General features: G+C 52.5%; 10 protein-coding genes and 2 tRNA genes. 5 read left to right on the top strand and 7 right to left on the bottom strand.

Annotation, left to right across the window (positions count from 1 at the left end):
* The 4 genes from EAH77_RS17470 to EAH77_RS17455 all read right to left on the bottom strand — a co-directional run.
* On the bottom strand, positions 1–348 hold a 348-nt coding region (locus EAH77_RS17470), incomplete at its 3' end, for a transposase domain-containing protein (protein ID WP_170215680.1).
* A 130-nt stretch (positions 349–478) separates the two neighbouring features.
* Positions 479–2164, bottom strand: coding sequence for a C4-dicarboxylic acid transporter DauA (dauA, locus tag EAH77_RS17465; protein ID WP_140474079.1), 1686 nt, complete (start codon positions 2162–2164; stop codon positions 479–481).
* Positions 2165–2392: 228 nt separating this feature from the next.
* A tRNA-Ser gene (locus EAH77_RS17460) sits at positions 2393–2482 on the bottom strand.
* Between the two features lie 238 nt (positions 2483–2720).
* Positions 2721–2810, bottom strand: a tRNA-Ser gene (locus EAH77_RS17455).
* Positions 2811–3217: 407 nt separating this feature from the next.
* Between EAH77_RS17455 and EAH77_RS17450 the strand changes: the two genes are divergently transcribed.
* The 4 genes from EAH77_RS17450 (at position 3218) to EAH77_RS17435 (ending at position 7258) form a co-directional block, all read left to right on the top strand.
* On the top strand, positions 3218–4699 hold the full coding sequence (locus tag EAH77_RS17450) for a peptide MFS transporter (RefSeq protein WP_241673479.1): 1482 nt from the start codon (positions 3218–3220) through the stop codon (positions 4697–4699).
* A 135-nt stretch (positions 4700–4834) separates the two neighbouring features.
* On the top strand, positions 4835–5776 hold the full coding sequence (gene ghrA / locus EAH77_RS17445; protein WP_140474097.1) for a glyoxylate/hydroxypyruvate reductase GhrA: 942 nt from the start codon (positions 4835–4837) through the stop codon (positions 5774–5776).
* A gap of 100 nt (positions 5777–5876) precedes the next feature.
* Entirely contained in the window at positions 5877–6617 is a 741-nt protein-coding gene (locus tag EAH77_RS17440; protein ID WP_140474077.1) for a phosphatase, read from the top strand.
* A 56-nt stretch (positions 6618–6673) separates the two neighbouring features.
* Positions 6674–7258: a TorD/DmsD family molecular chaperone gene (locus EAH77_RS17435; RefSeq protein ID WP_140474076.1), complete on the top strand. Its 585-nt coding sequence runs from the start codon at positions 6674–6676 to the stop codon at positions 7256–7258.
* Between the two features lie 74 nt (positions 7259–7332).
* Here EAH77_RS17435 and EAH77_RS17430 read toward each other — a convergent pair whose 3' ends face one another.
* The 3 genes from EAH77_RS17430 to mdtH form a co-directional block, all read right to left on the bottom strand.
* Positions 7333–7896, bottom strand: a complete 564-nt coding sequence (locus tag EAH77_RS17430) for a lipoprotein (RefSeq protein ID WP_140474075.1) — start codon at positions 7894–7896, stop codon at positions 7333–7335.
* A 252-nt stretch (positions 7897–8148) separates the two neighbouring features.
* Positions 8149–8796, bottom strand: coding sequence for a glutaredoxin 2 (gene grxB, locus EAH77_RS17425; RefSeq protein ID WP_140474074.1), 648 nt, complete (start codon positions 8794–8796; stop codon positions 8149–8151).
* A 138-nt stretch (positions 8797–8934) separates the two neighbouring features.
* Entirely contained in the window at positions 8935–10140 is a 1206-nt protein-coding gene (gene mdtH, locus EAH77_RS17420) for a multidrug efflux MFS transporter MdtH (protein ID WP_140474073.1), read from the bottom strand.
* A gap of 235 nt (positions 10141–10375) precedes the next feature.
* On the opposite strand from mdtH, the gene rimJ reads away from it, so the two are divergent.
* A complete protein-coding gene (gene rimJ / locus EAH77_RS17415) occupies positions 10376–10960 on the top strand; it encodes a ribosomal protein S5-alanine N-acetyltransferase (protein ID WP_140474072.1) in 585 nt (194 codons plus the stop codon).
* Position 10961: the final 1 nt, after the last annotated feature.

Genomic DNA, 10961 nt, shown 5'->3' with positions numbered 1-10961 from the left:
GGGCTGCCATGCTTCGTTGCAGGCATGAAAAAGATAGCGAAGTGGCGCTTCTCCCAGCCGCTGGCGTGCAGCGGTTAAAACACTGGGTGCAAGACTCTGATAACCGTAATCGGGCTGAATGACAATATCCAGATGATGGCAGACATCTTTGATGGATAAATCACGCAACAACCCCATCATCAGGATGAGCCATACAGCCTGCTCAGCAGGCAGACGACGCCTGCGAATACTGGCCTTCTGGCAGGCAGTCAGGGCCTGGTGGATCCAGAGAGGGTCAAGTGAACGTGAAAAGGCATCGMTCTCAGAGGAGAAAGCATCAACAACAAAATCCATGTCATCTTCAGACATAAAAAATCCGGGAACAGAAGGCTGTTCCCGGATTGTCTCTTACTGGCAGGATCGTTCAAGTACTCTTAAACGATCGGCATTACCCCATAAAGGTCGCCTTTTTACTTTCCGCGCTTATCAACGGTCACGATCAGCGCGGTTGTGGGTCCATCAGCGCTTCTGAAAGTGAGCCGTAGAAACTGAGACGTCCTGGGATAGGTTGTACACCCGCCCGGGCCAGCGTTTTCAGTGGCTGGTACGGGATGTCAGTGATCACCAGTTCCACGCCCGTTGGCAGCCCTTCAATGTAATGTTGCATGGCGCTCAGACCCCCGGCATCTAGCAGCGCTACGCGGTCCCAAATCAGAATAATGCGTTTTGCGTGACCACTGCGTGCAGGTAGTTGAGTGAAAATGCGTTCGGCAGCAGCATAAAACAGTGGGCCGCTGATGCGCAGAACGCACTCGTCGGCACCGTATTCACCAGGGACATCGGTCAGGCGGGTCATCTTGGCAATGCGGCGCATAAACAGCAACGACGCCATCACAATCCCAGCAGTGATTGCCATCACCATATCAAACAGTACGGTGAGGCTCATGCAGGTCAGCATCACCAGAATGTCATCCTTCGGCGCACGACGCAGAAGGTTGATCACTTTATGCGCTTCACTCATATTCCACGCGACCATCAGCAGCAGGGCGGCCATGGCAGCCAGTGGCAACCATGAAAGCCACGGGGCCAGAACCAGCAACGCCAGAATGACCAACAGTGAGTGAATAATGGCCGAAACCGGTGAGGTTGCACCTGCGCGCACATTAGCAGCCGATCGGGCAATCGCCGCCGTGGCCGTGATCCCGCCGAAGAATGGGGTGATGATATTACCAATACCCTGACCGATCAGCTCATTGTTCGAGTGATGCTTTTTGCCAGTCATACCATCGAGCACCACGGCGCAAAGCAAGGATTCGATCGCACCCAGCATCGCCATCGAAAATGCGGCCGGCAACAGAGCCTGAACCAGATCAAGACTCAGCCCGTGTCCGCCAGTTGCGGCCCATGGAAGGGTGAACTGTGGCAGGATGGCCGGAATACCGCTGCCTTGTGAACCGTCTGGCAACAGATAATGAAAGCGAGAACCAATGGTCGCTACCGGATGACCCATCTGCATGAAGACCGCCATCACCGCACAACCTGCCAGTAGTGCAGGTAAATGTCCGGGCACGCGCAGTCCAAGTTTTGGCCACAGCACCAAAACCCCTAACGTCACGATACCAATCAGCGCGTCGCCGATATCCAGTGTCGGCATCGCCTGAACCAGAGCCATGACTTTGCCGACGTAATGTTCTGGCATCGTCGTTACGCTTAGCCCTAAGAAATCTTTTATCTGCATGGTGCCGATAGTGATGCCGATCCCCGAGGTGAAACCCAACGTCACCGGTAGCGGAATATATTCAATCAGCCTGCCAAACCGCGCGAGGCCCATGATCACCAGCATCACCCCAGACATGAGCGTTGCCAGCAGTAAACCGGACAAGCCGTACTGCTGTGATACCGGATAAAGAATTACCACGAAGGCGGCAGTGGGGCCGGAGACGCTGAACCGAGAGCCACCACAGATGGCAATAATAATCCCGGCGACGGCGGCTGTATAAAGGCCGTATTGCGGTGGAACGCCGCTGCCGATAGCCAGTGCCATCGCCAGCGGGATGGCGATGATCCCGACGGTGACACCGGCAATGGCATCTTTTAGCAGACGTTGAATGGTATATTTTTCACTGATACAGGCGTCGATGAGGGCGCTGAAGAGACGAAGAGGACGATTTGCGGACGTATTCATAACAACTTGGGCCACCTGACAACTATCATTGATTAGGGCGGGTGCGACAGACCCGTCGTCGGCTATTGGGCGACCATACGCCTTTTTGCTCATAACGTCGTAGATATAAATCAATGAGAAGGGCGGTTTGCCGGGTTTGGGCAGGGGGTTAGCCTGTTTTTTGCACAGGTCATCATGAAGCCAAAGCAGAAAGGCCCAGATTTTCATCTGGGCCTTTCTGCTTTTATATGGCGGTGAGGGAGGGGTTCGAACCCTCGATACGCGTTAGCGTATACACACTTTCCAGGCGTGCTCCTTCAGCCACTCAGACACCTCACCGTAGTCGTCACATCGCTGTGCGGTGTGACGGGGCGCTACTATAGGGAGAGCCGTCTGATGGGTCAAGAAAAATTTGCCGGATTGGGCTCAGGTGGTTAAGTCATGGGCAATCTTGATTAAAAGCGAGAATAGTGTTGTTTGTTGATGCAGTGATCAGATTTTTTGCACAGATCATCATGGGGCCAAAATATAAAAACAAAAAGGCCCAGACTTTCATCTGGGCCTTTTTGTTTTTATATGGCGGTGAGAGAGGGGTTCGAACCCTCGATACGCGTTAGCGTATACACACTTTCCAGGCGTGCTCCTTCAGCCACTCAGACACCTCACCGTAAGTCGAACACCGCCGTAGCGCTGCTGACCGGCGCTAATGTAGGGAAAAGCAGCGCCAGCGTCAACACTCTTTTTCAGGAATCAATCCGTTTAATCAAACTTAAAGCAATTTGCTGATTTACAGAGCAAAAAATGGCGGAAGGCCGAACAAATCCAGGCAGTAATTTCTCATTATTAGTTTTACTAATAACTGTGAGCAAATAATAAGTCGAATGGTGCAAGAGCATAATTATCCCGCAAACAGTTAACAGACAAAGGAAATAGCAAAATATGTTGTGAAAAATGAAAGTCGCGGGGGTATAACAATGCCCTTCAGCGACTTGCCTCATAAAAAACCACACAAAAAGAAGGGTATGGCGGATCGTATTTTGTTTACTCAACGTTAAATACAAGATGGGGTCACACTTGAGCCATTCACAAAATGCGGCATCGCCGCACCATGCGCACCGGTCGGTTATTCCTGCAGGTTCCGGCGCACTATTTTTTATTCAAACCTTTTCAACGCTGGGTTTTGCGGTGTTGTACTCAACACTGGTGCTGTATGCAACCAAGCGTCTGGGTTTTAGCGAAACGAACGCCAATGCCATCATGGGGGTGTTCGGTGCGTTCAATTATGGTTTGCATATGTTTGGCGGTTATCTTGGCGGGCGCTATCTCAGTAACCGAAACCTGTTTGTCCTCGGTATGGTGTTGCAGGTATTTGGCTGCGGGCTGATTGCTATGGAAGGTGTGGCCGGTCTGTACTGGGGGCTGGCGATGTTCCTGACCGGCAGCGGTCTGAATGTCACCTGCCTGAACATGATGTTAACCCAGCGTTTTGCACCGGACGATGACCGCCGTGAGTCAGCTTTCCTGTGGAATTATGCGGGGATGAATCTGGGTTTCTTTATTGGTTTTGCCGTCGCTGGTTATTTCCAACTGAGCGAAAACTATCAAGCTCTGTTCCTGTTCGCCACGTTGGGCAATGTGCTGGCGATTATCGTGACCTTTACACGCTGGCGCATTCTGGCCGATATCAGTACGCCACTTAAAGAGGTCAGCCGCAGTCAGTTTATGCGCCGCATGGCGGCAGGCATCGCCGTATTGATTGTGCTGGTGCCGGTCATCCGCGTGATGCTGACACATGCCGAATTCAGCAGCTACTTTGTGGTCGTACTCGGCATATTGATTTTCATCGTGATGACGCTGATCACCTTCCGCCATCGCGAACGCAACGAACGCCGCAGTATGAAAGCCTATCTGATTCTGGCACTGGGTTCGCTGGTGTTCTGGACTCTTTATCAGTTAGCCCCGATGGGCCTGATGCTGTTTTCCGAGCACAACATTGATCTGAATGTGTACGGTATTCGCGTTGCGCCACAGTGGGTGCAAAACATTAATACCGTGGTGATCGTAGTGGGCGGCCCGCTGATGGCACTTTGGTTCAAAAGCCTGCGTCAGCGCGGCTGGAAACTGGATATTCCGCTGCAGTTCTCCGCCTCACTGTTTTGCATGGGATTGGGTATGCTGGTGCTGCCATGGGGCATCAGCCTCGCCGGGGGCAATGGTCTGGTGGCGTTTAAATGGATCGCCATCAGCTACATTCTGCAAAGCATCGGCGAACTGCTTATCTCGCCTATAGGTTATGCGATGATCGGCAAACTGGCTCCGGCCCGTTATCAGGGTGTCATGATGGGCTGCTGGATGATGGTGACTGGCGTGGCATCGGTTCTCGCGAGCTATATTTCTGGTCTGATGCCGGAAAATGCGGGAAGTACGCCGGTTCTGACTAACCCTGGGTACAGTTCGGTCTTCAGCTCGCTGGGTTGGGGATCGATGGTAACCGGCGTGGTGCTGGTGGGGCTTATTCCGCTGCTGCGTCGGCTGATCCAACGGATTGCGGCCTGAAGAGCATGCTCTATTTAGGCCATCAATGATTGACCACACAGGCTCCGTTTCACGGGGCCTGTTCTTTTTTGCATCTTTGGGTTGCATCCTGATGATATTCGAGGAAATCTATCAGGGCTTAGGAGGCAAACCATGATGAACATTATTTTTTACCACCCTACATTTGATTCGAAGCAATGGATTGACGGAATAAGTAAACGATTACCACAAGCCAAGGTGCGTGCCTGGCATCGGGGGGATACTCAACCGGCCGATTACGCCCTGGTCTGGCAACCCCCTCACGAGATGCTGGCACCGCGCACGACTCTCAAAGGTATCTTTGCCCTTGGCGCGGGTGTTGATGCGATCATCACCCAGGAACAACGTCAGCCGGGCACATTACCGCCGGGAGTGCCTTTACTGCGCCTCGAAGACACGGGGATGTCACTGCAAATGCAGGAATATGCACTGGCAGTGGTGCTGCGTTATTTCCGCCGCATGGATGAATATCAGCTGCTCCAGCAACAAAAACAGTGGCGTCCACTCACACCGCATCAGCACGGTGATTTCACCATCGGTATTCTGGGCGCAGGGGTACTGGGCAGTTGTGTGGCAGAAAAACTGATCGGTATGCATTTCCAGGTACGCAGCTGGAGCCGCAGCCTCAAAGATATTCCGGGCGTTAAAAGCTACTTTGGTGACGAACAATTTCACGACTTCGCCAGCGGCTGCAAATTGCTGATCAACCTGTTGCCGAATACGCCGCAAACCGCAGGAATACTCAATAAGAACCTGTTCAGCCATCTGTCCGATAACGCTTATCTGATCAACCTTGCGCGCGGGATGCATCTGGTCGAGGGGGATTTACTGCGTGCGCTCGACAGCGGGAAAATCGCCGCCGCGACGCTGGACGTATTTGTCGAAGAACCTCTTCCGGGCATGCACCCTTTTTGGTCACATCCGCGTGTTAGCATTACGCCGCATATCGGGGCCAATACTTTACCGGAACAGGCGATGGACAATATCGCTGCCAATATTATGGCGATGGAGGAGGGACGGGCACCGACCGGACTGGTTGACTTTGCCAGGGGCTATTAAGCGTGCTACACCCGGCGCGTTAATCAGTTCAAGAGTCTGCTAAAATTATTTCAGCCACAGCGAACATCGCCGTTGTGGCTGCTTATTCCAAGGAGCCACCATGCCGTATCCGGTTGATTTACATATGCACACCGTCGCCAGCACCCATGCCTACAGCACGTTGCATGACTATATAGATGAAGCGAAAGGAAAAGGCATCAAGCTGTTTGCCATTACTGACCATGGCCCGGACATGGCTGACGCACCGCACTACTGGCACTTTATGAATATGCATGTCTGGCCTCGAGTGGTGGATGGCGTGGGCATTCTGCGCGGGATTGAGTCGAACATTAAAAATATTCAAGGTGACATTGATTGCACCGGTCCGATGCTGACGGCTATCGACGTGATCATTGCCGGGTTCCACGAACCGGTGATGCCGCCTTCTGATAAAGAGACGCACACGGCTGCTATGATCGCTGCCATGGCCGGTGGTGAGGTACATATCATCAGCCATCCCGGAAATCCGCGTTACCCGATAGACATTGCTGCCGTGGCAGCCGCTGCGGCCAAATACGATGTGGCGCTCGAACTGAATAACTCGTCATTTACGCATTCCCGCAAAGGCAGTGAACCGAATTGCCGCGCCATTGTGCAAGCAGTGAAAGAAGCCGGTGGCTGGCTGGCCTTAGGGTCTGACTCCCACATTGCCTATTCGCTGGGCGGGTTTGAACATTGTGAAAGAATTCTGCGCGACGTGGGTTTCCCTGACGAACGCATTCTGAACGTCAGTCCGCGCCGGTTCCTCGATTTTCTGGAAAAACGCGGTCGTACGCCCATTGCCGAATTAGCGGAACTGTGACATTGTCACGGCCGCTTAAACTCTCCTTTTTCTCTCAGATTTAACAGGTTGCCGATATGAATGAATTCTCCGTTGTTTGCCGCGTACTCGGCACGTTGTTTTACCGCCAGCCACAAGATCCGCTGTTGGTGCCACTTTTTAGCCTGATCCAGCAGGGGAAACTGCTTGAGCACTGGCCGCTGGAGCAGGACGCCTTACTGAAACGCCTGCAGCAAAGTGCCGATCCGCAGGCACTGGCCGCTGAATTCAACCATCTGTTTGTGGGTGCTGAATGCGCCGTATCGCCATATCGCAGTGACTATATTGACGGTGCCAGTGAACTTGATGTGCGCACTTTTCTGCAACAGCGCGGTATGCCGCTTGGCGAAACGCCGGCTGACCATTTTGGTTCCATGCTGCTGGCGGCGTCATGGCTGGAAGATCAATCAACAGAAGATGAAGTGGTGGCGCAAACCACGCTGTTTGACGAATTTTTATTCCCATGGTGTGGGAAGTTTTTAGGCAAAGTAGAAGCCCATGCGACCAGTGGTTTCTACCGCACGCTGGCTGAAATCAGCCGTGAAGCGCTGCAGGTAATGCGTGATGAGCTGGAAGAAGCGGCACCGCAGGAGCTCGACGGCGACGAAGAAGACGAGCAGTAATTCTTCTTAAGTGACAAATAAAAAGCCCGGTCATGAAACCTCATGCCGGGCTTTTTTTATGCATTCTGGACAGTTTAGTCAGTAAAAGGGATCACCAGTTCACCCGGTTTCACTTCCAGACCTTTGGCCAGTTTTTTAGCCATCGCTTCGCCTTTGCTGTGGTCGCCATTGAGCACATACGCGGGTTGCTGATCGAAATAGGATTTCAGCGACTGGTTGAGGTACGGCATCAACCCTTTCATCACAGAATCCATTTTTTCAGGCTTGATGGTGTAATTCACAACCTCCATATCCTTGAGGAAAATCGCACCTTTCTCTTTATCGAAAGAAGGTTGCGCCTTCAGCGTCAGGGTCATATCGGCTTTTTGCGGACCGAACAGTGAGGTGATATCCACACTGGCATTGCCCGTTAGGGTCACTTTGCCAGGTTCTGCACGGCCAATCTGACTATTGAGATTGGTCAGGATAATTTTCGCATCTACCAGACCTGGTACGCCAAGCTGCTTCTGAAAATCATTATGCTTTTGCAAATAATCATTCACTTGCTGCTCACTTAACGTGTATTGCGTGAGCTGGTTACATCCGGCAAGCAGGCCGGCAAACATCAGGGCAGCGGCCCCTAAAAATAGCTTTCTCATTGTTTCCTCTGCGACATAACGCGGCAATACCCGTCATACTTCACGCTGCAGCGGAGCTGGCTTCACTCGTTTGCCGCCTTCCTGCAACTCGAATTATTTTGGGTATTTACAGCAATTGATACAGCATGGTCTGTTAAAAACAGGATGCCAATCAGATAACGCCGATTAGCCTAAGTGCTCGAGGCAGGGATTAAAAGAGGAAAAGGTGCGCCGGGAGAGAAGTAGCCGGAGAGGAACCCCCGGCTAAAAGGGTCAACTGGCCATACTGGTCAGCAGATTTACCTGAGTTTGCTTGGCCATATTGTCTCGGTAGGCCTGAACGCGGGAGGGTAACTCAACACCCTGAACAATCGACAGTGAGCGCAGTAGCGGCCACAGGCTGAAATCATCTTCTGATAACTCACCGTTTACGGCGTTAGGTTCAACAATCAGTTTGTCCAGCGCACGGAGGTCATTACTGATTTTTTTCACCAGGCCCTCGGAATGCTGAAGATGTTCTTTAAAGTCACCGATTTGTGCCTGCTTTTTATCAGTGAAGTACTTGCGGGCTACAGGGGTAGAGAACTCCTCCAGCGGTGCCTGGGCAAAGCGAGGAAGCAGCAGTTTTGAGGTATATTCAGACACCTGACGCAGCCAGGCCGCAATCGCCGGATTGGTTCCACCGGTCAGCAGGGGCTTGCCGTCACTTTTATCGATGTAATGCACAATGTCCATGCTTTCGGGCATAAAGCTGCCATCTTTTTTCTGCAAGATAGGCACCATCTTTTTACCGACCATCGAAATCGGAGTTTTTTCGTCATCGTTTGGCAGGACTTTGATTTCAATCGGAATGTTTTTTAAACCGAAGATCATGCGCGCTTTCACGCAGAAGGGACAATGTTCATAGATGTAGAGTTTCATATTGCAGTGCTCCTTTATCCGTGGCGGGCCTGTAGGGTGAGTGAAAAGACCCGCCGGGTTACGATGCATTATGAAGTATGGGTAAAGAATGGAGTGAGATCAAACCGCCATCATGAGGCAGCGGTGGCAGCTCGTTGTTTAATTCCCGCTAAGCATCGCCGGTTCAATGCGGCGTAAATTGAATTGCCAGTACAAGCCGGTCAGCGTGATAAACCCGACGATGCCGAGTAAAAACCACGGCAATTCAGGCAAATCGAGTGCGCGGCCGGTGTCGTACATCCAGCCGCCACCGGTATAACCGATGGCACCGCCGAGGGCCAACCCCAGGCGGCTGAACCCCATATAACTGCCGCGTGCCCGCGCATCGGCCAGCGATGCGCCCAACGTTTCACGGGCTGGTTCGGCGATAATCGAACCGATGTAGAAAAAACCAATCAGCAGCAACAACGGATTGATGGATGTCACCAGACCCACCGGCAGCAGACTGAGGGTCATGATCAGCAGGCCGAACATCAGCCGTTGTTCCAGGCGAAACCGTTTTTCGCTCCAGCGGGCAATCGGGTAGAGCAGCGTCAAAGAGAGTGCCGCTTCGATGGCGTACATCCATTTTACTGCAGTCGGGCTGCCCGCGAGGTCGTTCACGGCAATGGGCAGCATCAACATTACCTGCACCGTCAGCATATAGTAACCGGTTAGCGTCAGTACGTAGCCTACAAAACGACGGTCGCGGAGTACGCGCATCATCCCTTCTCGCATCGGGGCGCGCACAGTAGAAATGCGGTACGCTGGCAACAACCAAGCATTACAGGCGGCGGCAAGCACGAAAATGGCGGCACCGGCCCAGCAGACATAATGGAAGTCATATTGCAGCAACCAACTGCCAACCAGCGCGCCTATCACCGCACCGGCGCTGTCTTGCATCATCAGTAATGAATAAAAGCGGCTGCGTTCATGAGGGCGAGTAAGCTTGATGACCAGGGCCGTACGCGGTGGGTCAAACAGTGTGCCGCCGAGACCAGATAAGACACAGGAAGCTACCAGGATCCACGGCGCGTCGGCCATGGCCATGGCGGCAAACCCCGCCGCGCGTAGCAACATCCCGGTAACGATCATCGGCTTGGCACCGAAGCGGTCAGCTATGGCTCCGCCAAAAATACCTAATCCTTGCTGGGTTAACTGCCTGGCACCGAGGGCCAGCCCGACGGCCATCGCGGCCCAACCGAGTTGATCAACAAAGTGGATCGAGATCAGGGGGAAAACCATGAAAAAGCCTAAAATAACCAACGCATTATCTAATAGAAGAAAATACTTACCCAAGCTCCGAGCTTGCGAGACCAATGACATGCTTCACCTGAAGGATTATTTGCACCCGATCCGACAGGTGCTGATGGTAGATATCGTAGCGTTATAATTCTGAACCTCTAACCAGCAATAGAATAGTGCGACATAGATAATATTTTTTTATCGTCAAGCCGCGCAGACACTGGCAGAATTGACCTTTGTCGGCGGGCGGACCGGCCCGGCGGTTTGTTTCCTATCAATACTTCTTATCGACCCATGCGGACTGTGGAGGGAAGGGATGTTTGGCTATAAATCTGCCACACCTAGAGTGCGGCTTACCACTGACCGGATGGTCCTGCGTCTCGTCCATGAACGGGATGCGCATCGCATGGCGGATTACTACGTTGAGAACCGTGCATTTCTGAAACCCTGGGAACCGGTCAGAGACGAGAGTCACTGTTATCCGTCCGGCTGGCAGGCCCGCCTTGGCCTTATCACCGAGATGCAAAAACAGGGCAATGCGTACTATTTTATTCTGCTCGATCCCGATGAAAATCACGTTCAGGGGGTGGCAAATTTCAGCAACGTACTACGTGGTTCTTTCCATGCCTGTTTCCTCGGCTATTCGTTGGGTGAGCAATGGCAGGGCCAGGGGCTGATGTTTGAAGCGCTGCAATCGCTGATCCGCTATATGCAGCGTCAGCAGAAAATGCACCGCATTATGGCCAACTATATGCCACACAATCAGCGCAGCGGGGATTTACTCGGCCGTCTGGGGTTTGAGCGTGAAGGGTATGCCAAAGATTACTTATTGATTGACGGTAAGTGGCAAGACCATATTTTGACCGCCCTGACTAATCAGGAATGGATAGCCTCTCGTTAAG

The sequence above is a fragment of the Ewingella americana genome (assembly GCF_006438725.1).
In the GTDB taxonomy this organism is placed as follows: domain Bacteria; phylum Pseudomonadota; class Gammaproteobacteria; order Enterobacterales; family Enterobacteriaceae; genus Ewingella; species Ewingella americana_A.
Note: the sequence above shows the minus strand (reverse complement) of the source record. Positions and strands in the feature narration are given on the sequence as shown.

What these genes read in the sequence shown, in the direction of transcription:
- ghrA (WP_140474097.1), top strand. Translation starts at nt 4,835, where the DNA reads ATGAACATTATTTTTTACCACCCTACATTTGATTCGAAGCAATGGATT.
- EAH77_RS17430 (WP_140474075.1), bottom strand. Translation starts at nt 7,896, where the DNA reads ATGAGAAAGCTATTTTTAGGGGCCGCTGCCCTGATGTTTGCCGGCCTG.
- EAH77_RS17440 (WP_140474077.1), top strand. Translation starts at nt 5,877, where the DNA reads ATGCCGTATCCGGTTGATTTACATATGCACACCGTCGCCAGCACCCAT.
- mdtH (WP_140474073.1), bottom strand. Translation starts at nt 10,140, where the DNA reads ATGTCATTGGTCTCGCAAGCTCGGAGCTTGGGTAAGTATTTTCTTCTA.
- grxB (WP_140474074.1), bottom strand. Translation starts at nt 8,796, where the DNA reads ATGAAACTCTACATCTATGAACATTGTCCCTTCTGCGTGAAAGCGCGC.
- dauA (WP_140474079.1), bottom strand. Translation starts at nt 2,164, where the DNA reads ATGAATACGTCCGCAAATCGTCCTCTTCGTCTCTTCAGCGCCCTCATC.
- EAH77_RS17435 (WP_140474076.1), top strand. Translation starts at nt 6,674, where the DNA reads ATGAATGAATTCTCCGTTGTTTGCCGCGTACTCGGCACGTTGTTTTAC.
- rimJ (WP_140474072.1), top strand. Translation starts at nt 10,376, where the DNA reads ATGTTTGGCTATAAATCTGCCACACCTAGAGTGCGGCTTACCACTGAC.